The following is a 26100-nucleotide window of genomic DNA, read 5'->3' on the forward strand; positions in this document are numbered from 1 at the left end:
TAAAGGCAAAGACTTTTCTTGGCCGAATGGCGAATTTTTGTTACGTTCTCGCGACTGAAAAATAAGGAGTTTGATGATGAAGAAAATCATGTCTAGATTTGCGGTTGCGATCGCCGCTATTTCCGCGCTTGTTGCTTGTACCGGTAAAAAAGCCGAACTCGGTACTGCCGAGAACCCAATCAAAGTTCACTTCGTACCATCTGTCGATGCGAAAGTGATCGAAGACAACTCTAAAATCTTCAAAGAATTCATGGAGAAAAACACTCCGTACAAATACGAAGTTTCAATCCCACAATCTTTCGTAGCGGTTGTTGAGGCTTTCGGGACTAAGCGTGCTGACGTTGCCGCAATCAACACTTTCGGTTACGTGCTTGCTCATGATAAATACGGCGCTGAAGCTCGTTTGACAGTGATCCGTCACGGTCTTCCAACTTACCAATCTCAGTTCATCGCTAAAGCAGACGGCCCAATCAAATCCATCGCGGACCTTGCTGGTAAAAAAGTCGCTTTCGTAGATCCATCATCAACTTCTGGCTATCTCCTTCCATTGAAAACTCTCAAAGAGAAAAAAATTGAACCTAAAGAGACTGTGTTCGCCATGAAGCACGACTCTGTTGTTTCTATGATCTATCAAGGTCAAGTGGATGCGGGCGCGACTTTCTACTCTCCGCCGTCTAAAGACGAAAAAGGCAAAGAGAAACTCGAAGACGCTCGTCGCCTTGTTTTGACTCAGTACCCAGACGTTGAAAAGAAAATCAAAATCATCGAGCTTTCTGAGCCAATCCCGAATGATCCAATCATCTTCAGAAAAGACATGCCTGAAGAAATGAAGCAAAAAATCACTGATGCGATCTTCGCGTTCGTTGCAACTCCAGAAGGTAAAGAAGCCTTCAACAAAATCTATGGCGTGACTGAGTTCAAAAAAGCAACTGATGCTGATTACGAACCAGTTCGTAAAATGCTCAATGACCTTGGTAAAAACGCAGCTGATTTGATGAAGAAGTAATTTACATAGGAGCACTGAATGTCTCAGCCTATTCTCTCGATCAAGAATCTGGTCAAAACTTACCCGAATGGAGTGCAAGCTCTGAAGGGTGTCAGCTTTGACGTTAAAAAAGGTGAATTCCTCGTGGTGATCGGGTTGAGCGGCTCCGGTAAGTCGACTCTTCTTCGTTGCATCAACCGTTTGCACGATCCAAGCTCAGGCCAAATCGTTTTCAACGGTAAAGACGTGGCGCAAGTTCAGGGCGAAGAAATCCGCTCTTTGCGCAAACACATCGGCATGATCTTCCAGCACTTCAACTTGATCCCGCGTCACAGCGTTGTCAGCAACGTTTTGATGGGCCGCCTGGGCGTCATGGGTTCTATCAAGAGCATCTTCGGTTTCTTCTCTGATGAAGATAAAGAAAAAGCGATGAAGTACCTTAAGCTTGTTGGTATCGGCGATAAAGCTAAGATCCGTGCGGATCAGCTTTCCGGCGGTCAGCAACAACGCGTGGCGATTGCTCGCGCACTCACTCAAGGTCCTGACATCTTGCTCGCTGACGAACCCGTCGCCAGCTTGGATCCAGCGACTTGCCATACTGTGATGGATTACCTCAAAAAGGTAAACACAGAGCTCGGCATCACTGTGATTTGCAACCTTCACTTCTTGAGTCTCGTTCGTCAGTACGCAACTCGCGTGATCGCGCTTAAAGGCGGCGAGATCGTTTACGAAGGCAGCCCAAGCGATATCACTGAAGAGTGGTTCGAAAAAATCTACGGCCAAGGCGCCAAAGAAGTTCACATCAACTAAGGACGACGACGATGAAGAGTTATATTTTCCGCAGAACTTTCTTTGATGCCTTTATCTTCGCTTACCTCGGCATGGTGCTTTTGATCGTAGCGGCTCAGCCGACTCCGGAACAAATGCTGAACCTTGGCCAAAACTTCGTGATGTTCCTGATCGCGATGGCCATCGGTGCGGCTTTGAGTGCAGGTCTCAACCGTTCTAAAAACCACCGCATGCACACCATGGGTGAAGCTCTGTTTGAGCCCCCTTATAAGAAAGCCGCGAAGGCCGAGACTTCTTGGTACAAGACATTCTCTGGCTGGCAGTTGGTAGTTTTCTTGGTGGTGACTTTCATCGTGGGTTTGAACACGACGAAGTTTTCAATCAACGAACTTTTGAATGAAGACGGTTTCAACGGAGCCGTTCGTCTTTTCAAAGGTCTCTTTAATCCGAACTTTGAAATCTTGCCGAAGGCAGTCTTGAACATCATCGAGACCATCTTCATGGCGTTCATGGCGACGACTTTGGCAATCCCGGTGGCTTTCGTATTGAGCTTCTTCTGTGCGAAGAACATCATGAAGAGCCCAGGCGCTTACACTGTTTATATGATCCTCCGTACGTTCCTCAATTTTACTCGCGCGATCGAAGCTTTGATCTGGGCAATTATCTTCTCGGTATGGGTGGGTATCGGTCCATTCGCAGGTATGCTCGCGTTGATGATCCACTCTGTAGCGTCTTTGGCGAAACAATACTCTGAGATGGTTGAGACCGTGAGCGAAGGCCCGATCGAAGGCATTCAATCAACAGGCGCGACAAAATTGCAAACAGTGTGGTTTGCCATCGTTCCTCAAGTGATCCTTCCTTATATTTCATTCACTGTTTATCGTTGGGATATCAACGTGCGCATGGCGACGATCATCGGTCTTGTCGGCGGTGGTGGTATCGGTACAATGTTGATTCAGTATCAAGGTCAGGCGATGTGGCCTGAAGTGGGTTGTATCATCCTTGTGATCGCCATCGTCGTATGGGCGATGGACCAAGCTTCCGCGGTGATCCGTGAGGCACTCAAGTAAGAGGTAAAAAAACATGGCTGAAAAAGGTTCGTACAAAATTCTCATCCGCGAATCGCTGCTAGACACTTACGGCCATGTGAACAACGCTCGTTACCTCGACATGTACGAAGAGGCCCGTTGGCAGCTCGTCACAGATCGTGGTTATGGCTTTAAGAAAGTTCACGAATCAGGACAAGGTCCTGTGATCCTCGAAGTAAATCTGAAATTCATGAAAGAGCTCCGCCTCCGTGAGGAAATCACCATCACAACGGAGCTCGTTGATTATCCCGGCAAAGTCGGCCGTCTCAAACAGCAAATGATCAAGCCAGACGGCACTGTGGCCTCTGAGGCAATCTTCGTGTTTGGATTGTTTGATCTGAAAGCTCGTAAGATGATCGAGCCCACTCCTGAATGGAAAAAAGCAGTCGGTTACGAAGGCTAGACTGACTCCATATGTTGGAGTTTGCGTGCTTCTAGTGAAAACGGCGTGAAGTGAAAAAGATGATATTTACTAGATTATTGTTTATCTGCTGGCCTCGCTTTTTGCAGATAGGCGTCTCGGTAGCAAGTGGGCTCTGAGCTTTTTTGATTCTTCTTTCTTCGAGACTCTTGTTAAGTTCGTCGTGTCGAGATTGTTGAATATTTGCTTCCAGTCTTCTTTCATGCTGACGACGTGCCAATTGAACTTCTTTGCGGCAATCAGAGAGGCATTGTTGGGTTCGGAGTAAGCTGCTTCCCTGTCGGCATCGTCGTGGTTAATCATCAACTGCAAGGATGGTAACGAACCTTCACTCGAATATCTGAGATGTTCTATATCGCCGCCGCTACGGACGTTACCGGCGGCGAAGACAGGACGTCGACCGATGCGCTGAAGGATATTCACCGGCTTTTCGGCTTGATCGTTTGTGGTGATCAGTTTCGGTGTGCGCATGATGACGAGCTTGCCGGCTCGGTCGACGGCTTTATCTGCGAAATAGGCTCCAATCACATTTTCTGGTGGAATGTTGTAGATTTCTGGAGCAATCACGCGCATGAAGGCCACATCGCCGCCTGAGCAGATGTAAACTTTGAAGCCTCTTTGCTGAAGGTAGCTCACGAGTTCTGTCATCGGCTTGTAGGTCAGATTTTGATAAGGGACTCGGTACTTGGGATGCTGAGCGGTCTGCAAGAACGTGCGCGTTTGGCTTGCGAATTCATCTTCGGTCATTCCCGACAGGGCCGTTGTCATGATTATGATGATGTCTTTCATTTTAAGTTTCGTCAGGGCTTTTTCACCATAGCGAGTGACAGTACGAAACGGCTCTTTCTTCATCAGGGCTGGATTTCTGGCAAGAGCTTGCTTCAGCTGGCTGTTAATGAATGAGACTTCAACTGTCGGAACTTCACTCCACAACGTACCGTCATTATCAAAGGTGGCGATGCGATCTTCTGGCTGGATGAAACCCTTGCTGCCTTCTTCGGTCGAGTTCTTAACAAACTCTATAATGGCCTTTTTGGTGACGCTTTCGTTCCATGAAGGCAATGGGTCCACCGCACGGTCTTTTGAGCAACCTAAGATGAGAATCAGCACAAAGAAGAAATAGTATTTTTTCATTAGAGGCCTCCCAAAAATTAAGAAGTAAGCATTTTGATGCTGAGATAGATCATGTTCAGAGCGAGTGCTGCCTGCAGGACTCCAAGCACAACTCCGAGGAGTTGCATGATCAGCATGCCGACCTTGCCCATGATCTGCCGGATGAAAAACATCGCTAAGTAGTTCAAGAACATTACGATAACGAGATTGATGAGAATGATCTGGTCTCTTGCGGGCTCTTTGCTTAAAGCGAGTAGGCCAATCAGAATGGCGGCTCCATAGGGAGTAATGACCATTTTGAGCGCCGTGCTGAGACCCGTCGGGGCGGGCTCCGAAGCTTGGGCGGATGGCGGCGGTGGCGCTTTTGGCTTTATGATCAGAGTCATGGCGACGATGAAAAAAATAAGACCGCTTGTAAGATTCAAGATCGGAATGGGAATACTCCAGTTATCCAGAAGGATTTTACCGATATAACCACAAATCATCAGTGCCACGGCTGAAATCAGCGCAGCCCTCCAAGCAATGTCATGAATTTGCGATTTCGTCAGAGATTTTGATTCTTGCAGAAACGGACCAAGCAGTCGCATTGGTCCCAGCATTATAAAGAAGAGGGTTAAAATCTGGGTTGAACTGATGAGATAGGGTGTTTCCATAACTACCCCGTGATCATCCATGCGGTGGCGAACGTACCTATGACGACGATGACTCCTGAAAAGATGAGGATACTCCACTTGGAGGGTTTAAAATTGAGATTATCGATAGCATTCGCCGTCTTTACGAAATGAAAAATGGACCAAAGGAGCATAATGCAGCCGATGACGACCATGCCGATGCCGATATTAGTCGTATCATACAATAATGACCGGCCTTTAAAGCGGGGCATCTCATTGCTTTGAATAAGGAATAGGCTGAATCGATTCAGTGTTACGCCGAAGCTAATGAGCGAAATGCCGGTGCGAAGATAAGATAAATGTGTTCTTTCATTCGAAAGATGTGAGCGCACGTCTGACAGCTTCGTTCTTTGTTCGGAAAGGGAGGTTCTATGCTCTGAGAGGCCGGTGCGCTTTTGTGAAAGCTCGGTTTGCGAGAGGGCGGAATCTGGTTTCTGTGGCTCTTTGTCGATATCCATTACTGAGGCTCCTTTTCCGATGCAATTTCGAAATCTCTTTCAAGAAAGAATCCCAAGAATGTTCTGATGACTGCAATGGCGGCGAGTTGCCCGATGGAATCCCAAGTGGGTGCGATCGCCGTGCGAACAATATCGGCACCCAAAGTGAACTCAAGACCTAATAGCAACCACGCTGCGAAATCCCGCCAGGCTATCTTGCGCGCGTTGGGCTTGGCGTATTTAGGGAGGCTCAGCTTGACGAGCAAAAATAAAGTCACGAGACCGCCATAGGCAATCAACAGAGCGGCGATCACCTCGAGACCGAGAGCGATCATTTCTGTGAGGCTTTTGAAATTCTCGTGCACGGAAAACTCCTAAGAACTTTTCTCTCCTCGGACGATACAGCGGAAGCCCAAGTGAGACGTCGAAGTATCCGTCGGCTGTGCCATTCGCGCCGATGGACGATAGCGACGGCAATAGTTCGGCGCGCATAAGTGCGATCCGCCTTTCATCACCTTCCGTGGAATTTTTAAGTTCGCCTGTCTTGGATCATAGCTTTGATCTTGTTCGGGGCCGCGTGGATTTTTCGGGATACAGCAAGCCTTTTGCTTTTCATCAGGATGTCGGGGAGAGTACCAATCGATGGTCCATTCCCACACATTGCCAATCATGTCGTAAAGACCGTAGTCATTTGCCGGAAAGGCGCCGATGGGAGAAGTGCCATCAAAGCCATCCTCCGAGGTATTTTGCCAGGGAAATTCTCCTTGCCACGTATTTGCCAAATGCTTTCCTGCGGGGATCAATTCATCGCCCCATGCGAACTCAAGGCCCTCTTTGCCTCCGCGAGCGGCGAATTCCCATTCCGCCTCGGTGGGAATTCTTTTGCCGGCCCACTTTGCATAAGCTTGAACATCACTCCATGCCACATGAACAACTGGGTGATCCATGTGGTCTTCGATAGTGCTACCGGGCCCTTGAGGATAACGCCAGTTGGCTCCCGGAATGAAGTGCCACCACTGATAAGGGTTGCGAAGATCCACAGGACCGTGAGGCTTCACAAACACAACAGAAGAAGGAACCAGCATTTCGGGTTTTGCGCCGGGATACTTTTTTGGATCCACGGGTCTTTCGCAAAATGTGATGTGGCCGGTCTCGGCGACAAACTTTTCAAATTCACGATTCGTCACCAGTGCGGCGTCCATCCAAAAGCCATCGACGTGAACGCGATGGGCGGGGGCTTCTTCTGCATAGTGGTTATTGGAGCCCATAACGAAAGTTCCACCGGGAATCCAAACCATATTTGGAAACGGGGCTTTAGACCCCGTTTCTGTAGAGACATGTGTGGGATCGGACTCAGTGATGCGCGCCACTAGCGGACTCCTCTAGTTTGACCATGGCTTGATCGATGGTAAAGCTTGCCGGTTTTTGTTTTGGCGGAAATTCTTTTAAGCTCTTGGCAAATTCAGCCATGATCGATTGCGCAGCCAGGGCAATGTAGTCGTTTTCTAAGAACCAATCATAGTAGGTATTTGATGTAATATCCGCGCGCTCATAAGGATCGGTACGAAGATTATAAATCATTGGAACCCGCAGAGGCACAAAAGGTTCCGCCCACACACCAAGAGTTCCTTGCATTCTCTGAACTAAGAAGCACACTTTCCAATTGTCGAAACGCAGAGCTACAACTTGTCCGTCATCATCAAAGTAGATAAACCCTTTGCGGGGACCTTTTTCTTCTTTGCCAGTGAGATACGGCAAGAAATTGAGACCATCGATGTGGACCTTAAAGTCTTTGCCATTGGCATGGTGCCCTTTTTTAAGTTTTTCGACGATCTGGTCATCTCCTGCCATGGCTAAGAATGTTGGTAGCCAATCATGGTGCTGAATAATTTCATTTGAGATAGACCCGGCGGCAATTTTTCCTGGCCAGCGAATCACCATTGGTACGCGGAAGGCGCCTTCCCAGTTGGTGTTTTTCTCACTCCTAAAAGGCGTCATAGCGCCATCTGGCCAAGTGTTCATATGTGGGCCATTGTCAGTGGAATACATCACAAAGGTGTCTTCGGTTAAACCCCATTCGTCGAGAAGATTGAGCAGCTGACCGACGTTTTTATCATGATCAATCATCGTGTCGTGATAAGGAGATTGCCATCGTCCCGCTTGACCAATGCTTTCCGGCTTTGTGTGAGTGCGTAAATGCATGTGCGTTGTGTTCACCCAGCAGAACCAAGGCTTACCGGCATCGGTTTGGCGCTTGATCCAATCGCATGCGTTTTGCACGAAATCATCATCGCAGGTTTCCATACGTTTTTTTGTTAAAGGTCCTGTGTCTTCGATCTTTTGTTTGCCGACGCGGCCAAAGCGTGGATCTTCGGTGGCATCGTCTTCTTCCGTGGCATAGCAGTGGAGCACACCACGCGGGCGGAAGCGACGATTGAATTCTGGAAAGTCTTCTTGGCTCGGCCAGTTTGGACTTTCGGGATCTTCTTCGGCATTCAAGTGATAGAGATTACCGTAGAACTCATCAAAGCCATGGACTGTTGGCAAATACTCATTGCGATCGCCTAAGTGGTTTTTGCCAAATTGGCCAGTAGCATAACCTTGTTCTTTGAGAAGATCGGCAATGGTTGGATCTCCGGCTTGCAGGCCGGCAGTGGCTCCCGGCACGCCCACTTTCGTAAGACCTGTGCGAATACCGCTTTGGCCAGTAATAAACGAAGCGCGGCCGGCAGTGCAGCTCTGCTCTCCGTAAGAGTCTGTAAATCTCATGCCTTCTTTAGCGATGCGATCAATGTTGGGTGTTTTATATCCCATGAGTCCATCACTGTAACAACTCAAGTTGGAAATTCCGATATCATCACCCCAAATCACGAGGATGTTAGGCCTTTTTTCGCTCTTGCCAGGAGTTTTCTTAGTAGCCATAGGAGCTCCTTCATTAAGGTAAGGTAGTTTGTGGTCGTGTTTGAAATAGGGTGAAGCCAAAATTCAGAGCATTAAAGTTTTTTGTTTTGAGGTGCCAACAATCATTCTGAGCTCAAGCCTGGATCCAGCAAATGGCATTCGTTGAAAAACGATTTTAGTGAGATCCATAGAGTCTTCCTTAGTTGACCTTTCAAATGGCACAGGTAGGATGTTTTCCATGAACTCCTTCCTGCGCCAAATTGAATGGATTGAACAGAATTTTACTGAACTTAAAAACAATTCTGAAATTGTTTTGGATATGAAGTATTCGACAACCGATAACTTCATGAACGCCGATGTTTATGGCGGTTTCCATCGCTGCTTTATGGCGCCGGTGGCGGCAAAGATGCTGCTCAAGGCGTGTGAGGAGCTAAACGCCAAGCATCCGGATTTGCAGTTTCATATCTGGGACACGCTTCGCCCGCGCAGTATTCAGGCGCAATTCTATGATCATCTTAAAGGCACTCCGTTTCAGAATTACGTGGCGGCACCGCAGCCGGGGTCACTGCATAATTTCGGAATGGCGATTGATCTGACATTGCAGACTCGCGATGGCGAGTTGCTGGATATGGGAACGGGTTTTGATGACTTCCGTGATTTGGCTCAGCCGAAGCTTGAAAAGCAGTTCCTTGCCTCGGGCGAACTGACAGAGGCGCAATATCAGAACCGGTTGCTTCTGCGAAGGCTTTTAGAATCTCAAGGATTTAAAGTTTTGGAACATGAATGGTGGCACTTCAATGCTTTGCCGAAAGAACAAGTCTACGGCCAGTTTCCAATTTTAGAATAACTAGCGCACAGGGATCGCGAGACCGCAGAGATAGCCGCCGGTATTATCGATCTTCTTCTCGAAAATCTTTTGGCTTGAAACGTACCCGAGCTGGGCGTTGAAAGTCATTTTGTAAGCTACGACATTTTCGGCAGTTGAAGAATTCATACCGACAACGGCGTAAAGGCCGTCCTCGGTAATTTCCAAGGCGCGCGGCAGGCTTTGTGTGACCGGAATACTGAAGGACTGGCGGATTGTATCGACAACGCCTGTGGTTGTGATCGGGAGGCCATAGATGGCTTCTTTGCCGGCCTCGCGAGCCGTTGCCATCACATAGCGATAAGCATGATTCACTTTTAAATCACCACCGGTCAGCGGCATCGCCAGCGATCCGACATCGGTATAGATGAACGAAGCACCAGAAGGAGTCACCGAGAAAATGCGAATATAGCTGTTGCCAGTCGAGGCCTCTGTGGCGACAAAGACTTTATCGTAAGTGCTATCGTAAACAACCGTGCGGGGCGCGGTCACCATAATGCTAGTGAGAGCGGTGAGACCGCTGATCTCGCTAAAACTGTAAACGTCGATCTTGTTATTGCCAAGATTGGCGACATACAAAAGTTTTCTTACGCTGTCATAGCTTGAAGAGTGGGTTTTGGCGTTTGCACCGAAAGCGACAGACTGACTCGGAGTGAGTTGAGCCATGTTGTCATTCAGTAGCACATGATCCAAGCTGCCGCGATTATAGCTTGCTCCGAAAAGACTGAAGCCGCCTTGCGTGCGTGGTTGCACCGTCAGGTGAACAATCTGTGAAGAGAAACTTGGGAAAATAGTTTTCGAAGTGATAGAACCGTTTGCCGTACTATAATCAAAGAGCTGCAGAACAGCTCCATCGGCGTCAGCGGCAAAAACAGTATTAACAGGTTGGTGGTAACTCAGCCAGCCGATGGTTGTGCCAGCAAAGTCTGTCGAAGCCATTTGAGTCATCACACCGGTCTTGTGATCAAGTTCGAGGATATCAACGCCACGGCTACGACCGTAATAGAAGCGAGTTTTAAGTAATGGCGAAGTCGTACCTGGATTTGAAGGGGAGTCTGGAGTTTGTGAACCAAGATCCGTCTGTGAAAGAGCTTGGGTCGCATCTTGAAGCTGAAAGCCCGTCCCGCTGCAATTCTGGAAAAGCACAAACAGGAGTGCCCCGAGGAATGCGAACTCAAAAATACGGAAACGTCGACGTCTCAGCCCCATTCTTAGATTCTACTGGAGCCTGTGTGTTTCCACATCTAAATCTCGTTTTGAGATGGGGATTTCGTCATGGTGCCGCAATAAAGATGGGATCTTTACCAGGATAAAATACACCCATGAAAGTCCTTATCATTTTGGTCACTATGACGATGAGTTTTACTGACTGTAATAAGCCGCGAGAGCCAGCTACCCCGGTTTCTGAGAAGCTGTCTGAGTCGTCGTTGCTGTCGCAGACGGCACCTGAGGTTTTGCCTCTGGTTGTGGTCGGTGACTAACATAGTCCGCATACTCGACGAACTTTTTCACAAGCTTTTCGAGAGTGCCATGCATGCGTTCATCTTTGAGCTCATCATGTTCGTCAAAGGCTTTATTTGCTTGAGCCACACCAAGCATTTCTGGATAAACGAAAGCGCCGAGGTACTCGAGCGGCTGGCGCACTTGCCACATTCCACGATTCGTCCCCACCATGCCTGGGGATGCACCCATGATCAGAACTTGCTTACCAGCCCATGGAACCGGGTTCACACGGGAGCTCCAGTCGATGGCATTTTTCAAAGTACCGGGAATGCCGGAGTTGTATTCGGGACTTGCAATGATGATGGCATCAGCCGCGGCGATGTCTTTAATAAATTTCTGAGCAGCATCAGGGATGCCGGAGTCGGTTTCAAGATCGCCATGATAAAGCGGCATTATGTAATCGTTGAATTCTTTGAGCTCCACCTCATGGCCGGCCGGCAGCATTTTGTGAGCGTTACGAATCAATTTTTTATTCAGGGAATCTCTGCGGAAAGAAGCCGCAAACATTAAGATTTTCATAGATGGTCCTCCGGTTCGCTTCGTGCAAACAGGAGGATAAATTAATTTACCTAATCCGTCAGTAAATTTATATATGACGAAATTTTCAAATTCGGAACTTCACAAGGGCAACGAGTGCCAGCGTCGCGAGGCTCAGACCGATATTCACTTTGTGGCACAGAGTCTCGAGTTTTTGTTCGTAATTCTTGTCGCGGCTGACTTGGCGCGGATCCGCTTTAATGCGCTCCAAGGAGTGGCGGAAATAAAACGGGTAAAGGAAATAGAAGGAAATTGCTTTCACGTGGGCGCGCGGCAAATAACTGCGATTATGAGCAAGGACGTGATCGAGCGCCAGGGCCCGAGTACGGAATTTCATGAACTCTTTGGACTGGGTCAGATCCGAACGGTGAAAGTGTAAAGTATCGAGAATGTAGTCCAGCCGTTCGAGATGAATCGGAAAGTGGTAAGACACTCCGTTATGCAAAACCATATAGAAACCATAAACACCTTGGCTGTGACCGAAGCGAATGGCTTGAACATCGGTGAAATTAAAACTGACGCCTCCGGCCTCTTTGATTTCATAGATCACGCGCTCGCCATGCAGATGCACGCGCAGACTTGAAGTCTCGTGCATCACCCAGGCGATGTAACCTGTGATTGAAAAAAACAAAACCTCAAACAGGCAGCTCCAGTGAAGGACGGCTCTAAATTGCAGCTTCATCAGCGGCAACAAAACATCCATCAATACAAAGAAGCCTGAGCAGAGAGCGAGAGCCATAAATGTATAGAGGAAAGAGGTTTCAGAGAAGCGAGTTCCCAGCGATCGTGAAAGTCCGCTTCGGCCATTGAATTCGATGGAAGGCATAAGGTTGATTTCCATATAATTCAACGATAGCAGGGAAAAGACGCGTATTTCCAGAGGCGAAAATTTCTTTCTCAAACTGGGATCACGACCCTGTTAGCCCCAAGAACAGCTGTCAGCGCGGATGACAGCTGTCTAAGTTCGTGCGCGGGCTTGAACGAAAGAATAAAAGAAGACGGCGTTCGGATCGCCGGCGACTTTCGACATTTCCACTTTCATTCCTTCGACCACATCCTTAGAAACACAGCCCGCTTGGATCAATTGATCGCTGGCGCTGAGAAGTAATTCCGTCCAATACTCCACACAGTCCTTACGGGCTTGCGGATAGCGATTGTCGAGGAACCAGGTTTTGATCTCTGTATGGATGTCTTGATACCCCAGTTGCATCAGGAAGTTTCCGAGCTTCGCGCCCACGAAAGGATCCCCCTTTTGGGCAAGTTGATATTCATTGAAGGCCATCCAGTACTTCCACACATTCGGAGAGTAGGGGCCCAAGAAGAACGATGAGTTCATGACTTCAGTAATATAGATCACCGAGCCCGGGCGCAGAACGCGGCGGACTTCCGACAGTACACGGATAGGATCCGGCACATGTTCCAGTATCCAGCAAAGGAACGCGCCATCAAATGAGTTCGCATCAAACTCCATTGCGGTGGCATCCATCTCGCGCAGATCAAAACGCCCTTGGGCATACGGAGTTTTTGCAAGGTTGTGCTGAGCGACCGCCAATTGTTTTGTGCTTCGGTCAATGCCTGTCAGAGTCAGATCCGGAAAGCGACGAAGAATGATTTCACTCTGCGCGCCGACGCCACAGCCGACTTCCAGCAAATCAGTGACGTTGGAAAGATTGATGTTCTGGTAAACAGTGTACTCACCGAAGTGAGCTTGTTTGCGCAGACGTTGTTGTTCTTCTTCGGAAAAGCCATGAAGGTAAGGGAATGCATTTGATTCAGACATGGCGCTATCTTACTCCCAGCTCGTGGTGGCTGCAAAGGTCGACGCGTCCCGTGTCGTAAGGCAAAAGGCAGACCTAGGTCTAGTGTCGGGTTGCAAAACTATTTCTTTCTAGGGGACCCCAACTCAAGGGCTTGCACACGGATTGCCGAAAAATTTTCGCAAGTTTTTATGACGGATTTGTCCTTACAGGAAGCATAGACTTTTTTACGGAGTTCACTCCAAGCTTCTTCGTTTTTTGAAGCTCCAAGCAATTGATCTTTCTTCATGCTTTTTAGGGATGGGATTTGTTCCAAGGCTGGCCCCAGCTTCCCTATGTAGAAAGCTTTTTGTTCTTTGCTGAGATCTTTGAACTCATCGTAAGAAGAGAGCCAGAACGGCGGCTCCGACATATCTAAACCAGCAGGCTCCGCCGCCCGCACGGAAGTCATTGTCAGGAGAAGTGCCAATACCAGCCAGAGTATTTTCATTATCTAACTCCGAAATTATCTGAAGAGCCGTTATAAGATGGTGCTGAAATATTTGAGGCGAACACCGTCTCTTCTCCCGCGGAATGAAGAGAATGGTCAATGGCTACTTGTGATTGTCTGTATTTACTAGAGCCCCGGCGAATCACCGTAAAGGACTTGCGGGAAGAGCAATCATCCTGACTGATCATCTGTGTATTTTCGGGAGCTTGGCTGCCAAATGCATTGTGCTTGTTGTGCATATCATGGCCACCGGTAAAGAAGTCAAAGCGGTTTCTGCCACGAATAGCGCCACCGGTGTCTTCAACAATGAAGTAACCTGGATGTTTCATCTTGCGGCCGCTCGGAAGAGTGATTTCTTTGCCCTTCATTGATGGCATCTCGATAATGTCACCCATTTGGTAGTATGCCGGATCCGCCGCAACCGACACATAGGGGATTAAGCAGTTGCCGCTGGCTCCCTTGGCGGTTTCGCAATCACCCATATCTATGATCTTACCCTGGTAGGTCATGAGCTTGTTGCCTGGAAGAGTTCCAGAGCCTTGCAGCTTTACTTGCTTCTTGAATTCACTGCAAGGCTTTGAAGAATTGCAAACCTCTTCAACCGAGGGGACGAAGTAGGTGCTGGTTGTTGCCACTGAAGGCTGGCAAAGGCCCTCTCGTCCCGCCTGTGCCTGCGGAACGAGTATCATACTTGTAATAAGTGGGAACAGCGTTCTCCGAAAATTTATTCTCATACGAAAATACAAACAGAGCAATATCGGGGCCGTCTCTTCTGGCCGCACACCGCAGTTGAGTGCCCAGGTTTTTTTCACACGCTGTTAGCTTCGACAATCCGAACATTTGTTACTTAATATTTCTGCATTGGTAGAGTGAAAACTCACTGTCTCACGATGAGAAAACGTCTCTTGTCGTGAAAGCCGGGGATCAGAGTTTTGTTCAAAATATTTTCGACATCAAAAACATTAATCTTAGGTCCTGTAAAAAAGCTGAGCGCTTTATTGGAAATTCTAACTCTGAAATACGCTTTCTTTTTAATCCCTTAAGTCGGGTCCGGCAGCGGCCGATAGAGTTTTGGTAAAGATAAGAGGTGCAGTATGCAAACACTTTTTTATGTCTCATTGAATGGCGGCCACGTAGGACCCTATTCCGTAGAGACTATTGTTCAGAAAATCGAAGCCGGTGAGCACGTATGGACAGACTATGTCTATTGTGAGGCAAAAGCAGACTGGGTTGTAGCGATGGAACATCCAAGCTTTGCTGATAAATTCCAATCATCTAATGCAAAAGTACCTGCAGCCAAAGAAGAGCATACTGTTATTAGCGCTGCAACTCCGAAGCATGATGATAAATATAAAGAAAAGGCATGGTACATCTTGAAAGAGGGCAATAACTACGGTCCTTTCTCAAAGCTAGAATTAGTACAGATGCTTCAAGAAAAAACGATGTTTGAATATGATTACGTATGGCATTCAAAGTTGAATGCGTGGAAACGCGTTGCGGAGCTTGAGGAGTATTCTCCTGAGTCTATCCGTGCGATGAAGGAATCAGGTCTTTCTGAGATTGCTGAGGTCTTCTTCCGCCGTCGCCATGCACGTGCTTCTTATGGCTGTTCTTTGATTGTTCATAACAACAAGACAGTTTTCAAAGGCCGCAGCATGGAGATCAGCTCTGGTGGTGCGGGTATCATGATTGACAATCCAAATCTTCAACCGGGCCAGAACTTGTTTTTGCACTTCCAACCGGGCGACGGCGTACCTCCTTTCAACGCGGTTTGCACTGTTGTAAGCAAGCAAATGGTTAAGGACACAAAGAGTGCCCTTGATTCAGTGAAGTACGGTGTGAAATTCACAAGCATCAGCCAATCTGTGCGTGAATCAATCCGTCAGTTCACACAAAAAGCCGCTTAATCTGCGGCTTTTCGTCGGCAGCTTTTGTCATGGAGGATTTTATGATTCGTTCTTTTGCAATCGGTTTAGTTCTTGCGGCGACATTGGTTCAAGTAGGCTGTGGAAACGGGGCAGCCACCAGATACGACCTCGATTCAACCGGGCAGAATTTCGGACAGAAAATCCTCTATAACAATAAAGTCGATATCGTCTTCATCGTCGATAACTCGACTTCGATGGCTCAACATCAAGATCGTTTGAATTCCCAAATCCCAACACTGGTTTCTGTTCTTCAAGGCTTGAAGATGGATTACCATATCGTTTCTATCTCGACCAGCATGGGCTTGGATGGCAACGGCGGGCAGTTCTTGGGCTCACCAAAAGTTCTGACTCCAACGACTCCTAATTTACAGGCTCTCTTACAACAGCGAATTGCCTTGGGTGATACTGGCTCAAACAATGAGCGTGGTCTTTACTCAATGGAAACAGTTCTGTCTCCGTCTTATCTGACGACAGACGGCCAAGGCTTCTTGCGCGATGATGCTCTTCTTGCTGTGATTGCGCTGAGTGATGAAAACGACAAGAGCGGCAAGACCGCAAGCTACTATGCTTCGTTCCTCGATAAGCTCAAACCGGCCGATACAGAAGGCCGCAAATCCTGGATTTTCAATTTCATCGGCGTGCTAGAGAACTCCAGCGCTTGCCGAACATTCAATGATTACTCTGAAGTGGGCACCATCCAAATGCAGCTGGCGGATCTCTCCGGCGGCAATAAAGAGTCTTTGTGCTCTAATAGCTTGGCTTCGGCTGTGACAAACATCAAAGCGCGCATCGTGCAAATCTTGACGGATTTCTATTTGAAAACCAAACCCATCAAGACGACTTTGAAAATCGCGGTGAATGGATCTTTGGTTCAAGAAGATGCTAACAACGGATGGACTTACGTAGAAGAAAACGGCAAGTACATCATTCGCTTCCATGGCAATGCGATTCCGCCGGCAGATGCCGACATCCGCGTCGACTTCACGCCGACTGAGAACGGTTAGTCATCTCGTCGCCCCGATAGTAGGCGCGCCGAGCGCATACCGCCTCGAGTGAGTCTTTCCCTTTATCGATGGCCGGTGGCTCGTTGATTACTTCTAAGAGAGTACTCTTAGAAGTCTTTCTTACGCAGATTAAGAGGAGTGTCTGCCCCGGACGAAGACGAGGATAAATCAAAACCCATTACGGAACTATCATTAGCCTCGCTCCGAGTACGCTTTGCATTGAATTTCATTTTTCTAAAAAATTCACTTGCGGCAGTTTTTGTGCTGTTGAGGATTCCATATAAAGTCTCTTAGCTTCTTGAATGAGGCAGGTCACACACGAAGGCAGTGCGATTTATTATTGGGCATTTGTGAGCGAATAGGCCCATGCTCTAGTCGCATCTTTCAAATTGTTTTCCATTCCTGAAAAGCTCAAAATTACAATCAAAAATCTCGTGGTATATAAGTCTACGAAAGTATTTTCTCTTGAGTTCGAAAACACAAAGCAGAGGACATCATGACTGAACCAAAGCACACCGGCCCTCTCAACCCTATAGAGTTAACGAGAGTTTCAAATGCTGAGTTAATCCTACGAATGGAAAAGCTCGTTCGCACGGAAAGGAAAGTCACTCACTTGGTGTTGCTTCACATTGCTGAAATCGAATCTCGGAAGATCTATGCCGATCTTGGTTTTGATGGCATGTATTCTTATTTGACTAAAGGTCTTGGCTATTCAGAAGGTAGTGCTTACCGCCGGCTGCAGTCGTCACGCCTATTAAAACAAGTTCCGGAGGTGGCAAAAAAAATCGAAGATGGCAGATTGAATCTTACACAACTCACAGAGGTCCAAAAATGTGTTAAAGAAAATACTCTTTCTTCTGAGGAGACTTTAAAAGTCCTAGAGAAGCTCGAAAATAAAAATTCTTTTGAAACACAAAAGACACTGACCTTCGAATTGAATTTGCCGGTTCAAACTACAGAGAAAATAAAACCTCAAGCAGATGAGTCCATTCGTATGGAGCTGACGCTCACGAAGGAGCAGTTTGATGACCTTGAACAAGCGAAGAGCTTGCTGTCTCATATTTATCCAGATGGCTCTTGGTCTGATATCATCGCAAAGCTGGCGAAGGAGTTTAATCAACAAAAACTGCTGGGCCATTCTGAAATCGGAGAGAACTCTAAAAAAGTATCTACGCTTGCAAGCTTGCTAGAAAATCCAACGCAATGTGTACTCGCTGCGGGGGAGAAGCCTTCTGTCAAAAGAAAATCTATCTCTTTGGGAATCAGACGTCAGTTGCTGCGTAAAGCCGGCAATTGCTGCGAATTTAAAGACCCAAAAAACGGCAAAAGATGCGGTTCTAAATATCAACTGCAAATTGATCATATTCAACCCGTGGCTTTCGGTGGAGGCAACGATCTGGAGAACCTTCGTGTTTTATGTAGAACTCATAATCTTCAAGCAGCTCGAAATCGTGGTCTGAACTACGAGTTTTCATCATAAGCAAATGAACTTTAATTCGAGGGAATGGATGTGGATTTTTCGGCCAAGGAAGAATCAATTCGTTTTCATTCTCAGTTAAAGTTCACCGCGCTTTCACTAGGATTTCAGTGGAACGCATGGATGAAGTTTTACTATTCAATCACGAGCGAAGAATTTAAAACCAGGTCCTTTCTAATAAAAGGATTCGGTTATGAAAACACCACGATTTAAAAGACAACGCCGCCTCTTGGTGGAGCTTCCAGGCATGGGTAAATCCGGCGCGCTCGAAAGACGCCCTTATCCGCCGGGCCAGCACGGTCAGCAACGCCGTAAGTACTCGGTCTTTGCGCTCCAGCTCGAAGAAAAACAAAAGCTTCGCTTCCACTATGGTGTGCGTGAAGAACAATTCCGTAATCTCGTGAAGAAAGCCAAAGCCTCTCAAGCAACCAACTGGCTTGAAGCTCTTGTCAGCATGCTGGAAAAGCGCCTGGATAATGTAGTTTTCCGTCTGGCATTTGCACCGAGCATTCGGGCGGCCCGTCAGTTGATTTCCCATGGCAAAGTTTTGGTGAATGGCAAGAAGCTCGATATTTCTTCAGCGATGATTAAAGTCGGCGACGTTGTGACACTCAAACCAAAAGCCTACGAAAACCAAGTTTATCTTGAAGCCAAGCAAGCGCCACGCTTGGAGCTCGCAGACTTCCTTGCAAAAGAAGAGGTCAATGGGGTTGAAGCGGGCCGCTTGATTGACGAACCAAAGCTGCAAGCAGTTCCATTTCCATTCGATCCAGGGCTTGTAATCGGTTACTACTCATTGCGAGGTTAGTTATGGCTGATAAATCTGCGAAACTTCTCGAAACTGAAGCGATAGATTTTGATGAAGTCGGTGACGAGTGGTTGAGTTTGAATTTGGGCGGCGAGAAGTATGTGATGGATCTGGATACTTTGATCGATCTGTCTTTTCGCTGCACTTCTTTCTTGGCGTATCTCGAGAGCAAGCAAGAAAATTCTTTAGAAGTTTTGGGAACACACTGTGGATGCTATTCCACAAAGGTGAACGTTCACTAGTGGTGTCGTTTTTTTCTGGCACGAGCGTTGCTCACTAGAGTTTTGCTCGAAAAATTCAGTGGCATTTTGCCACAGCCATAGAAAGGAACCACTATGAAAAAATTGTTAATTGCGTTGCTCGCAAGTTCATTGTTCTTCAACACGGCTTGTACGGATGATGAAGTTGCAGCCGGTGTTATCGGTGCTGCTATCGGTGTTGGCATTGCTGTCGGCGCAGGCGGTGGCCACCATGATCACGATCATGATCGTAGACCCCCAGATCGTTACCCAGGCCCAGATTACGGACGCCCAGGATACGGACGCCCAGGATATGGACGCGGACCTGGTTACGGTCCGGGCCCAGGCCGCCCACACAGAGGCTATTCTGCTGATGTCACTTTGGCCTCTTCAGAAGTTTTTGACACTGCGGTCGGTGCGAATTCTCAGACCGTTGATTTTGCAAGCAAGTACGGAATCTCTGACGCCGCTGCTGCAAAAATCGAAACTGCCTTCGCAAATGTGGAAACTCAAGGCCTTGCTTCTTTCGAATCTATCGGTTTGAAAAAGGCTGACTTGAAAGACATCGCGAAACGCGAAATGCCAGACACTGATTCTTTAAAAGCAGTTGCCGGCAAACTTGATATGTCACAAGCGCAAGCCCGCGACCTCATCAAAGAATTGATCCAAAACTTTGATGCTCAGGCATCTAATGTGGACAGCAACTACTGGCAGTCTTGCATGGCTAAAGGTCGTTGGAAAACTCCACAAAACATGTATTGCAAATCCACTAGTTGGAATGGCTGTGCACCGGCAACGGGCGCATCTCTTTGCTACTAGTTTTTGGGGACATCCTGTAGTTGTGGGGAGGGCGACGAGCTCTCCCCCTTTTTTTGTTCGCAGCTAAACGTGTACGACGAAGACGCCGTCGAGTTGGGCGCAGACTTTGCCCTTGCAGATCACTTGAACCTTCATCAGCTCGCGGACTTTTTTCCAACGGCTCAGGCAATAGAAGAACTTCTGATAGAGTTCCGGATTTTTAAACTCACAAATCACATCGAAATCCTCGGTCACAGGATGCAGATACTTGATCTCGCCCTTTTGGATCACGATATTGTTGGTCTGAATCTTTTCTTTATCGAGCCCCAAATAAACCAAACTATAAGCCGCCAGCACGGACAGAGTATAAATACTGCCGCCAAAAGCCGTGCTCTTGTGATTGATGTTTTCCTTTAGGCGGGCGCGTAGGTGGACTTTCTCGGGGTTTGCTTCAAGGATCTCAAACCCCAAGTGCTGGGTCAGTGGAATATCATTCGTGAGCTTCTTATAGAGCTGCTCTTTATTCATGGGCTTCTCCGGCTTTAGCGGCCTCAGCTTCCGGTTTTGTGGCTTCGCCAAGACCGGTGCTTGCGAGTTGATAGTAAACTCCTCGGCGCTGCATGAGTTCCGCATGCGGGCCAACTTCGATGATCTCGCCATCTTTCAAGACCACAATGCGATCGCATTCGCGCACCGTCGACAAACGGTGAGCTATAATGATGCTCGTTCGGCTTTTCATCACTTCGTGAGTCGCTTTTTGCAAAATCAATTCACTTTCAGAGTCGATATTCGCAGTGGCTTCATCCAAAATGAAAATATCCGGGTTGAACGCCAAGATCCGCGCAAAGGCGATCAACTGGCGCTCGCCCACAGAAAGATTCGCGCCCCTCTCTTCAACCGGGGATTGCAGGCCGCGGCCCGTGCGTTGAAGCAATTCCAGGTAACCCGTTTGCGCCAGAGCCCGCTCAACAGTTGCAAGATCAATCGTCGGATCACCGAGGTTGACGTTTTCGGCAATAGTCCCGCGGAAAATAAAATTATCTTGCTGAACCACGCCGATGTGGGAGCGGATCGCGTGACGGGTGATCGACTCCAGCGGCCTCCCATCAATGGTGATCGTATTCACCGGAGCATCGTAGAATCGCTGGAGCAAAGAAATAAACGTGCTCTTACCGCTGCCGGTGCGTCCGACCAAAGCAATCGATTCGCCGGCTTTAATGTTGATATTGATGTTCTTCAAAACCAGCGGCAATTGCTCTTCATAGCGGAAGTTCAGGTCTTTCATGGCGATTTCACCACGTAATCCAGAGACTTCTTCAGCGTTTTTAAGCTCGCCCTCGATCGGCTCATCTAAAAGTGTGAAAATACGCTCAGCACTGGTGAGTGAGTTCTGAAACTGCTGGTACTTCTCAAGAATATCACGCATTGGTGGGATAAAGTCCTGAGCATTCATCATAAACGCCACCACTGCACCGATCGTGAGCGCATTCTCAGAAGACAACCAGCCGCCGAAGTACATCGCTGCTGAAATCGTCACCGCCGTAAAGCAGTTCATGATTGGGAACATCGCCGCATAGGCGTGAACTGAATCCATATTGCTATTACGGTAATCATCAGAAAGATCTTGGAAGATCTTTAGGTTCTTCGGCACACGGTTATACAGCTGAACGACTTTGATCCCGTTCAGGTTTTCCGCCAGAAATGAGTTGATGTTTGAAAGCTTTTTCTTTTGCTCGCGCAAAATATCACGGATGCGATCGCTCAGCTTCACCGCTGCATAAATAAAGATCGGCGCTGCTGCCAGCGTAATCAGTGTCAGTTTCACCGAAATCAAAGACATCGCAATGATGATCGCAATCATTGTAACCGCATTGATAAAGATATTGATCACGCCATCCGTGAATAGGTCACCCAGGGCGCTCACATCATTCGCGATACGAGTCACAGTACGGCCGGTCGGCGTTTTATTGAAATACTGCAGTGGCAGGTTCTGCGTGTGCCGGATGAGGTCTTCGCGCAGGTAATAAATCACGCGGTTTCCCAGCACCTGGAACATATAAGTCTGCGAGAAGCTCAAGATCGTCCGCGAAAATTCCAACGCCAAATAAACCAGGGCAATTGTTTTAAACAACGAAATGTCTTTTGCAACAACCCCATGGTCAATTGCATAACCGATAATATAAGGAATCAAACGCGAAACCCCGGTCAGCACGACGATGATTAAAATGACGCTGAGGAACAGCCACGGATGGCGGCGAGTGTAAGGCCACAGCCGCTTAAACATCACAGGGTAGGTGACCGTGGTCTTAATAGTATCTTCATTCATGGTTCACCTCAGATCCGGATTGGACGCTGACAATAGTTCTAAAGCTGGGGCTTGATTGCATCAGCTCAGACGCCGCGCCCAGGGCTTCAATCGCACCGTCCTTCAATACAATAATTTTATCTGTGCTCTTCAAAGAGCTGAGACGATGCGCGACCGTTAAGCGGGTCTGCGTGTCTTTCGCTTTTGAAAGTTCTTCTTCAATCATTTTTTCAGTGCGCGTGTCGACGGCACTCAAAGAGTCATCCAAGATCAAGAAAGGCGAAGTCAAAAGAAGACCGCGCGCAATACTGAGGCGTTGCTTTTGCCCGCCGGACAGGTTCACACCGCGCTCACCGAGCTGGGAATCAAACTTCTGCGGTAGGTTTTCGATCTCGCCACGGATGTTCACGACTTCGGTCATGCGCTCAACGTGTCTGAATTCAGGATCTTCGTGGAAACCATAGCTCACATTGCGAGAAACCGTTTCATTGAACAAGAACACTTCCTGTGTGACCAAGACGATGCTCGCACGCAGGCTTTTTAGCGTGTACTGATCAATCGGCAGATTATTGACCAATATTTGTCCTTCAAGCACCGGATACATCCGCAAGAGCAAGTTCACCAAAGTCGATTTACCGGAACCCACTTGGCCCATTAATCCAAAATGCTCGCCTTTACCGATCTTGAATGAAATATCTTTGAGCGCATAAACTTCAGCGCCCGGATACTTGAAAGAGACATTGCGGAACTCAAGCGATTCAAACTTTCGCAGTTCGATCGAGCCCGTATCCGGAATATCCGTCGTTTGAGTCATCACTTCTTTAATACGATCGACAGAGGCGCGGCCTTTTTCATAGTACGAAAAACCCAAACCCAGAGCGGTTACTGGCCATACCATTTTTTGGATATAACGATGGAATGCCACGAAGGTTCCGATGGTCACAGCGCCGGTATAGAGATCATTAGCCGCGATAAAGAACAAAATCACAGAACCACTCGTCACGCCAAATTCCATCACCGGCATGAACAAAGAATCAATGAAGGCGACTTTGTTGTTGGCTTTCTCAAGCTTGCGGCTGGAATCGCAGAACATCTGAGTACGGTGATCTTCCTGCGCAAACGACTTCACAACGCGAATCCCGCCGATGGTTTCCTGAGTGACACCTGTAAGCTCTGAGAAACGGTCTTGCGAGATCTTGTAGTTGATGTGAATGAGCTTCATCACTTTGTTAATAAGAAACGGCACGAGCGGTAGCAGAATCAATGTCTGCCATGTCCACGTGAAGTTCATCGTGAACATCACCGGTAAAATAATTGAGAGATAAATCAAACCATCGAGAAAGATGAGCAAGCCGGGGCCGATCGCCTGACGGAACGACGAAACGTCATTCGTCGCGACACTCATCAATTCACCAACCTGGCTTTTTTGAAAAAAGCTGGGGCCAAGATTGGTGAAATGTTTAAAGATGCGTAGGCGCATATCTTCCATCGCGTAAGTATGAAACTTACCGAAGTTGCGACGCCAGCCATAGCGAGTAATCCCCAGGCAGGTGATCGCAGCCACCAACATCAAGCTGGTACGACCGAGCTCTCCGAGCGGCTGATGCTTTTCAATCTGATCAATACCGACTTTTAAAAGCAGTGGATAAAGACCGTCCAAGGAGTTGGTGACGATCAAAAGCAAAATCCCTGTGATAAACGCCCGCGGTTGATAGCGGATGTAGTGAATCAGAGGGTTTTTAAAAAGTTTTGAGATTTCTGCAGTATTTTCTGGAGTAGAGCTGTAGCTGGCCGACATAGGCTCTTAATATCGCCCCGAACGCCAGCCCCCGCAAGTTTAGTTTTTGCCAGCAAAGACGCTAGCCAGCGAAGCTCCCATGTCCGCTTTGAACTTCTCTTTGAGATCCGGGGAGTCTAAACCCTGCTCATATGCGGAGCAGGTGATTTGAATTTGATCAATGCCAGACTTCTTCGCATCGCGGGCCGTGGCGTCGATAAGAATCGACATCGTGGTCTCTTGAATGTTGGTGACTCGAAAGGCCGCTGCCTTCTTCACCTTTACTGAAGGAGCCTTGAAGATGTTTTTTGAGATGGTTGTTCGAAACTCACAACTGTCTGAAGACGAGGAGCTCGTGCGCATGAAGGTTTTCTTTTTCAAGTCCCAGACACTGGTATAAGGTACAAATTCTTCTGGCGTCAGCCCAGTCTTTTGCAGAGTGAGATCCTTCGTCAGAATCCAATCGCTGCCGGCAGCCAGTTTCAGAGGCTTAGCGGGGGCGGTTGGTGCTGGATCTGCTTTTGCGGGTTTTTGTGTGGATTTTCTGGTGATTTTTGCACCCCAAACTGGAAAGGCAAAAATGCCGACAACGAAGAAAATAAAAATCTGTTTTCTCATGCCCCCAGTTTTTCAAAATGGGTGGGCGTTGTAAACGGACAAAAAAAGGGATGGAGTAAATCCATCCCTTTTGCTAGGTTCCGTTTTTTTCGTTCGAAAACTAGTAATGCATCAACGCATTTACGTCGAGTTTACCTTCAGTCACGAGCTTGCCTTTAGCAGCTGGGATCTTTTTCGCAGAACCCAAGATCGCTGCCTTAACATCTCTCCAGTTTTTCTCTGGGTGAGCTGACCAGTACAATGCAGCTGCTCCCGCAACATGCGGTGTAGCCATAGATGTGCCATCCCAAGTCGCATGGAAGCCATACTTGTCGATAACAACATCAGAGTATTCGCTGCCAACAGTTGTTGAGAACACTTTCACGCCTGGAGCCGCGATGTGAACCGTTTTAGCGCCCCAGTTCGAGAATGAACCGAAGTTGTCGTTCACGTCGACTGCCGCAACAGAGATGATGTTTTCGTGAGTGTAAGTTGCAGGGTAAGAAGGCTTAGGATCTGTATCGTTGCTGTAGCCAACACCTTGGTGACCGTTACCAGCCGCCGCGATGAAGAGAACGCCTTTATCCATAGCGTATTGAACAGCATCACGAAGTGCCTGATTCTCAGTGCCTTCAGCTGGGTCTTCGCCCTCAGAGCCCCAAGAGTTCGAAAGAACTTTCGCGCCATTATCAACGGCATAGCGAATCGCTTTGATAGCATCAGCAGTCGTACCGCCGCCTTTATCGCCGATGAAACGCAAAGCCATGATTTTCACGTTCGGAGCAACGCCCGCGATACCAACACCGTTGTCGCCACGAGCACCAACGTTACCAGCACAGTGAGTTCCGTGACCTGGATTACCACCAGCAAGCAATTGCAAAGGCTCTACTGCCAAGTCGTAAGGTTTGTTGTCGTTAGAAACGAAGTCCCAACCGATCACGTCGTCGATGTAACCGTTGTTGTCATCATCAATCCCGTTGTTAGGAATTTCTTTTTTATTTCTCCACATGTTCGCCACCAAGTCTTGGTGAGTGTAATCAACACCTGTGTCGATCACAGCAACGATCATTTCTGGCGAGCCCATTGAAACTTTCCAAGCGTCTTGAACGCCGATATCTTTCATACCCCATTGGTTGTTGAACAATGGATCTGCGCCAACAGCTTGCTGTGGAGCATCAATGATATCCGGGTTGTCGATGTACTTTTTGTCCTTCGCAGTTGTTCCCGCCATCGCCTTTTCACGAGCAGCAAACTTCATAAGCGCCGCGCGGCGAAGAGGATCTTGAACCGAATAATCTTCCAGCAAGTGGACCGGATAGTTCGGTTGAATGTAAGCAATCGCTGGGTTGGATTGAAGAGCCTTCATGTCGTGCGCGCTGATTTTTCCCCCTTCAACGCGAATCCATTGGTCATTCAATTGCTCAACTTTAGCGCCATTGCCTTCAAATTGTGCAAAAAACTGCATTGAGTAGCCCGCATTTGGAGCTAACTTGATCAAAACGTCCTGTTTGTGGTCTTTCTGAGCAGCTTGTGCGCTCAGAGACAAACTCATAGCTGCTGCTATAATGTGCAATAACATGGATTCCCCCTCACATGTTGAGTTACTGGAC

At 47.9% G+C, this 26100-nt stretch carries 28 protein-coding genes; 11 read left to right on the top strand and 17 right to left on the bottom strand.

Annotated elements, in window-relative coordinates:
• Nucleotides 1-88 precede the first annotated feature (88 nt).
• The 4 genes from JSU04_17335 to JSU04_17350 all read left to right on the top strand — a co-directional run bounded on the left by JSU04_17335 (nucleotide 89) and on the right by JSU04_17350 (nucleotide 3265).
• Entirely contained in the window at nucleotides 89-1006 is a 918-nt protein-coding gene (locus JSU04_17335) for a phosphate/phosphite/phosphonate ABC transporter substrate-binding protein (GenBank protein MBS1972077.1), read from the top strand.
• 18 nt (nucleotides 1007-1024) lie between these two features.
• Nucleotides 1025-1795 carry a phosphonate ABC transporter ATP-binding protein gene (phnC, locus tag JSU04_17340; protein MBS1972078.1) on the top strand — a complete coding sequence of 257 codons (771 nt, stop codon included), beginning with the start codon at nucleotides 1025-1027 and terminating at the stop codon, nucleotides 1793-1795.
• A gap of 71 nt (nucleotides 1796-1866) precedes the next feature.
• Nucleotides 1867-2844 (top strand): phosphonate ABC transporter, permease protein PhnE, encoded by a 978-nt coding sequence (gene phnE, locus JSU04_17345; GenBank protein ID MBS1972079.1) that lies wholly within the window; start codon nucleotides 1867-1869, stop codon nucleotides 2842-2844.
• A 13-nt stretch (nucleotides 2845-2857) separates the two neighbouring features.
• Nucleotides 2858-3265 (top strand): acyl-CoA thioesterase, encoded by a 408-nt coding sequence (locus JSU04_17350; protein MBS1972080.1) that lies wholly within the window; start codon nucleotides 2858-2860, stop codon nucleotides 3263-3265.
• Between the two features lie 81 nt (nucleotides 3266-3346).
• Here JSU04_17350 and JSU04_17355 read toward each other — a convergent pair whose 3' ends face one another.
• Genes JSU04_17355 through JSU04_17380 form a run of 6 tightly spaced genes read right to left on the bottom strand, consistent with a single transcriptional unit; the run spans nucleotide 3347 to nucleotide 8426 of the window.
• Nucleotides 3347-4417 carry a haloacid dehalogenase-like hydrolase gene (locus JSU04_17355; protein MBS1972081.1) on the bottom strand — a complete coding sequence of 357 codons (1071 nt, stop codon included), beginning with the start codon at nucleotides 4415-4417 and terminating at the stop codon, nucleotides 3347-3349.
• A 17-nt stretch (nucleotides 4418-4434) separates the two neighbouring features.
• Nucleotides 4435-5049, bottom strand: coding sequence for a hypothetical protein (locus JSU04_17360; GenBank protein ID MBS1972082.1), 615 nt, complete (start codon nucleotides 5047-5049; stop codon nucleotides 4435-4437).
• Nucleotides 5050-5051: 2 nt separating this feature from the next.
• Nucleotides 5052-5525, bottom strand: coding sequence for a DUF202 domain-containing protein (locus tag JSU04_17365; protein ID MBS1972083.1), 474 nt, complete (start codon nucleotides 5523-5525; stop codon nucleotides 5052-5054).
• Entirely contained in the window at nucleotides 5525-5869 is a 345-nt protein-coding gene (locus JSU04_17370) for a DUF1622 domain-containing protein (GenBank protein MBS1972084.1), read from the bottom strand. The genes JSU04_17365 and JSU04_17370 overlap by 1 nt, the downstream gene beginning before the upstream one ends.
• Nucleotides 5870-5878: 9 nt before the next feature.
• On the bottom strand, nucleotides 5879-6802 hold the full coding sequence (locus tag JSU04_17375; GenBank protein ID MBS1972085.1) for a formylglycine-generating enzyme family protein: 924 nt from the start codon (nucleotides 6800-6802) through the stop codon (nucleotides 5879-5881).
• Between the two features lie 55 nt (nucleotides 6803-6857).
• A complete protein-coding gene (locus tag JSU04_17380; GenBank protein ID MBS1972086.1) occupies nucleotides 6858-8426 on the bottom strand; it encodes a sulfatase-like hydrolase/transferase in 1569 nt (522 codons plus the stop codon).
• A gap of 217 nt (nucleotides 8427-8643) precedes the next feature.
• On the opposite strand from JSU04_17380, the gene JSU04_17385 reads away from it, so the two are divergent.
• Nucleotides 8644-9252 carry a M15 family metallopeptidase gene (locus JSU04_17385; GenBank protein ID MBS1972087.1) on the top strand — a complete coding sequence of 203 codons (609 nt, stop codon included), beginning with the start codon at nucleotides 8644-8646 and terminating at the stop codon, nucleotides 9250-9252.
• Here JSU04_17385 and JSU04_17390 read toward each other — a convergent pair whose 3' ends face one another.
• The 6 genes from JSU04_17390 to JSU04_17415 form a co-directional block, all read right to left on the bottom strand.
• Nucleotides 9253-10479 carry a beta-propeller fold lactonase family protein gene (locus JSU04_17390; protein MBS1972088.1) on the bottom strand — a complete coding sequence of 409 codons (1227 nt, stop codon included), beginning with the start codon at nucleotides 10477-10479 and terminating at the stop codon, nucleotides 9253-9255.
• Nucleotides 10480-10662: 183 nt separating this feature from the next.
• Nucleotides 10663-11292, bottom strand: coding sequence for an NAD(P)H-dependent oxidoreductase (locus JSU04_17395; GenBank protein ID MBS1972089.1), 630 nt, complete (start codon nucleotides 11290-11292; stop codon nucleotides 10663-10665).
• Between the two features lie 85 nt (nucleotides 11293-11377).
• Nucleotides 11378-12151, bottom strand: coding sequence for a hypothetical protein (locus JSU04_17400; GenBank protein ID MBS1972090.1), 774 nt, complete (start codon nucleotides 12149-12151; stop codon nucleotides 11378-11380).
• A 117-nt stretch (nucleotides 12152-12268) separates the two neighbouring features.
• The gene (locus tag JSU04_17405) at nucleotides 12269-13090 is read right to left on the bottom strand and encodes a methyltransferase domain-containing protein (protein ID MBS1972091.1); all 822 of its coding nucleotides are present in this window, start codon (nucleotides 13088-13090) and stop codon (nucleotides 12269-12271) included.
• Nucleotides 13091-13188: 98 nt separating this feature from the next.
• The gene (locus JSU04_17410; GenBank protein ID MBS1972092.1) at nucleotides 13189-13557 is read right to left on the bottom strand and encodes a hypothetical protein; all 369 of its coding nucleotides are present in this window, start codon (nucleotides 13555-13557) and stop codon (nucleotides 13189-13191) included.
• Nucleotides 13557-14246, bottom strand: coding sequence for a hypothetical protein (locus JSU04_17415; GenBank protein ID MBS1972093.1), 690 nt, complete (start codon nucleotides 14244-14246; stop codon nucleotides 13557-13559). Before JSU04_17415 ends, JSU04_17410 begins: the two co-directional genes overlap by 1 nt.
• A 405-nt stretch (nucleotides 14247-14651) precedes the next feature.
• Between JSU04_17415 and JSU04_17420 the strand changes: the two genes are divergently transcribed.
• From JSU04_17420 to JSU04_17445, 6 genes are all read left to right on the top strand, one after another.
• On the top strand, nucleotides 14652-15464 hold the full coding sequence (locus JSU04_17420) for a DUF4339 domain-containing protein (protein MBS1972094.1): 813 nt from the start codon (nucleotides 14652-14654) through the stop codon (nucleotides 15462-15464).
• A gap of 41 nt (nucleotides 15465-15505) precedes the next feature.
• Nucleotides 15506-16489 carry a hypothetical protein gene (locus JSU04_17425; protein ID MBS1972095.1) on the top strand — a complete coding sequence of 328 codons (984 nt, stop codon included), beginning with the start codon at nucleotides 15506-15508 and terminating at the stop codon, nucleotides 16487-16489.
• Between the two features lie 496 nt (nucleotides 16490-16985).
• Nucleotides 16986-17969, top strand: a complete 984-nt coding sequence (locus tag JSU04_17430; protein ID MBS1972096.1) for an HNH endonuclease — start codon at nucleotides 16986-16988, stop codon at nucleotides 17967-17969.
• 190 nt (nucleotides 17970-18159) lie between these two features.
• Entirely contained in the window at nucleotides 18160-18774 is a 615-nt protein-coding gene (gene rpsD, locus JSU04_17435) for a 30S ribosomal protein S4 (GenBank protein ID MBS1972097.1), read from the top strand.
• Nucleotides 18775-18776: 2 nt separating this feature from the next.
• The gene (locus JSU04_17440; protein ID MBS1972098.1) at nucleotides 18777-19016 is read left to right on the top strand and encodes a hypothetical protein; all 240 of its coding nucleotides are present in this window, start codon (nucleotides 18777-18779) and stop codon (nucleotides 19014-19016) included.
• Nucleotides 19017-19109: 93 nt separating this feature from the next.
• Complete coding sequence (locus JSU04_17445) at nucleotides 19110-19832, top strand: hypothetical protein (GenBank protein ID MBS1972099.1); 723 nt, start codon at nucleotides 19110-19112, stop codon at nucleotides 19830-19832.
• A gap of 63 nt (nucleotides 19833-19895) precedes the next feature.
• On the opposite strand, the gene JSU04_17450 is transcribed toward JSU04_17445, so the two are convergent.
• The 5 genes from JSU04_17450 to JSU04_17470 all read right to left on the bottom strand — a co-directional run bounded on the left by JSU04_17450 (nucleotide 19896) and on the right by JSU04_17470 (nucleotide 26069).
• Nucleotides 19896-20339, bottom strand: coding sequence for a YiiD C-terminal domain-containing protein (locus JSU04_17450; protein MBS1972100.1), 444 nt, complete (start codon nucleotides 20337-20339; stop codon nucleotides 19896-19898).
• Nucleotides 20332-22137, bottom strand: coding sequence for an ABC transporter ATP-binding protein (locus JSU04_17455; GenBank protein MBS1972101.1), 1806 nt, complete (start codon nucleotides 22135-22137; stop codon nucleotides 20332-20334). Before JSU04_17455 ends, JSU04_17450 begins: the two co-directional genes overlap by 8 nt.
• Nucleotides 22130-23914 carry an ABC transporter ATP-binding protein gene (locus JSU04_17460; protein ID MBS1972102.1) on the bottom strand — a complete coding sequence of 595 codons (1785 nt, stop codon included), beginning with the start codon at nucleotides 23912-23914 and terminating at the stop codon, nucleotides 22130-22132. Before JSU04_17460 ends, JSU04_17455 begins: the two co-directional genes overlap by 8 nt.
• Before the next feature lie 39 nt (nucleotides 23915-23953).
• A complete protein-coding gene (locus JSU04_17465; protein MBS1972103.1) occupies nucleotides 23954-24511 on the bottom strand; it encodes a hypothetical protein in 558 nt (185 codons plus the stop codon).
• Nucleotides 24512-24611: 100 nt separating this feature from the next.
• Nucleotides 24612-26069 (bottom strand): S8 family serine peptidase, encoded by a 1458-nt coding sequence (locus tag JSU04_17470; protein MBS1972104.1) that lies wholly within the window; start codon nucleotides 26067-26069, stop codon nucleotides 24612-24614.
• Nucleotides 26070-26100: the final 31 nt, after the last annotated feature.

The organism is Bdellovibrionales bacterium (assembly GCA_018266295.1).
Taxonomy (GTDB): Bacteria; Bdellovibrionota; Bdellovibrionia; order Bdellovibrionales; family Bdellovibrionaceae; genus JACMRP01.

What these genes read in the sequence shown, in the direction of transcription:
- JSU04_17390 (MBS1972088.1), bottom strand. Translation starts at nt 10,479, where the DNA reads ATGGGGCTGAGACGTCGACGTTTCCGTATTTTTGAGTTCGCATTCCTC.
- JSU04_17415 (MBS1972093.1), bottom strand. Translation starts at nt 14,246, where the DNA reads ATGATACTCGTTCCGCAGGCACAGGCGGGACGAGAGGGCCTTTGCCAG.
- JSU04_17425 (MBS1972095.1), top strand. Translation starts at nt 15,506, where the DNA reads ATGATTCGTTCTTTTGCAATCGGTTTAGTTCTTGCGGCGACATTGGTT.
- JSU04_17470 (MBS1972104.1), bottom strand. Translation starts at nt 26,069, where the DNA reads ATGTTATTGCACATTATAGCAGCAGCTATGAGTTTGTCTCTGAGCGCA.
- JSU04_17430 (MBS1972096.1), top strand. Translation starts at nt 16,986, where the DNA reads ATGACTGAACCAAAGCACACCGGCCCTCTCAACCCTATAGAGTTAACG.
- JSU04_17410 (MBS1972092.1), bottom strand. Translation starts at nt 13,557, where the DNA reads ATGAAAATACTCTGGCTGGTATTGGCACTTCTCCTGACAATGACTTCC.
- JSU04_17455 (MBS1972101.1), bottom strand. Translation starts at nt 22,137, where the DNA reads ATGAATGAAGATACTATTAAGACCACGGTCACCTACCCTGTGATGTTT.
- JSU04_17420 (MBS1972094.1), top strand. Translation starts at nt 14,652, where the DNA reads ATGCAAACACTTTTTTATGTCTCATTGAATGGCGGCCACGTAGGACCC.
- JSU04_17460 (MBS1972102.1), bottom strand. Translation starts at nt 23,914, where the DNA reads ATGTCGGCCAGCTACAGCTCTACTCCAGAAAATACTGCAGAAATCTCA.
- JSU04_17365 (MBS1972083.1), bottom strand. Translation starts at nt 5,525, where the DNA reads ATGGATATCGACAAAGAGCCACAGAAACCAGATTCCGCCCTCTCGCAA.
- rpsD (MBS1972097.1), top strand. Translation starts at nt 18,160, where the DNA reads ATGAAAACACCACGATTTAAAAGACAACGCCGCCTCTTGGTGGAGCTT.
- JSU04_17350 (MBS1972080.1), top strand. Translation starts at nt 2,858, where the DNA reads ATGGCTGAAAAAGGTTCGTACAAAATTCTCATCCGCGAATCGCTGCTA.
- phnE (MBS1972079.1), top strand. Translation starts at nt 1,867, where the DNA reads ATGGTGCTTTTGATCGTAGCGGCTCAGCCGACTCCGGAACAAATGCTG.
- phnC (MBS1972078.1), top strand. Translation starts at nt 1,025, where the DNA reads ATGTCTCAGCCTATTCTCTCGATCAAGAATCTGGTCAAAACTTACCCG.
- JSU04_17360 (MBS1972082.1), bottom strand. Translation starts at nt 5,049, where the DNA reads ATGGAAACACCCTATCTCATCAGTTCAACCCAGATTTTAACCCTCTTC.
- JSU04_17385 (MBS1972087.1), top strand. Translation starts at nt 8,644, where the DNA reads ATGAACTCCTTCCTGCGCCAAATTGAATGGATTGAACAGAATTTTACT.
- JSU04_17445 (MBS1972099.1), top strand. Translation starts at nt 19,110, where the DNA reads ATGAAAAAATTGTTAATTGCGTTGCTCGCAAGTTCATTGTTCTTCAAC.
- JSU04_17400 (MBS1972090.1), bottom strand. Translation starts at nt 12,151, where the DNA reads ATGGAAATCAACCTTATGCCTTCCATCGAATTCAATGGCCGAAGCGGA.
- JSU04_17335 (MBS1972077.1), top strand. Translation starts at nt 89, where the DNA reads ATGTCTAGATTTGCGGTTGCGATCGCCGCTATTTCCGCGCTTGTTGCT.
- JSU04_17380 (MBS1972086.1), bottom strand. Translation starts at nt 8,426, where the DNA reads ATGGCTACTAAGAAAACTCCTGGCAAGAGCGAAAAAAGGCCTAACATC.
- JSU04_17440 (MBS1972098.1), top strand. Translation starts at nt 18,777, where the DNA reads ATGGCTGATAAATCTGCGAAACTTCTCGAAACTGAAGCGATAGATTTT.
- JSU04_17465 (MBS1972103.1), bottom strand. Translation starts at nt 24,511, where the DNA reads ATGAGAAAACAGATTTTTATTTTCTTCGTTGTCGGCATTTTTGCCTTT.
- JSU04_17375 (MBS1972085.1), bottom strand. Translation starts at nt 6,802, where the DNA reads ATGGTTTGGATTCCCGGTGGAACTTTCGTTATGGGCTCCAATAACCAC.
- JSU04_17405 (MBS1972091.1), bottom strand. Translation starts at nt 13,090, where the DNA reads ATGTCTGAATCAAATGCATTCCCTTACCTTCATGGCTTTTCCGAAGAA.
- JSU04_17355 (MBS1972081.1), bottom strand. Translation starts at nt 4,417, where the DNA reads ATGAAAAAATACTATTTCTTCTTTGTGCTGATTCTCATCTTAGGTTGC.
- JSU04_17450 (MBS1972100.1), bottom strand. Translation starts at nt 20,339, where the DNA reads ATGAATAAAGAGCAGCTCTATAAGAAGCTCACGAATGATATTCCACTG.
- JSU04_17395 (MBS1972089.1), bottom strand. Translation starts at nt 11,292, where the DNA reads ATGAAAATCTTAATGTTTGCGGCTTCTTTCCGCAGAGATTCCCTGAAT.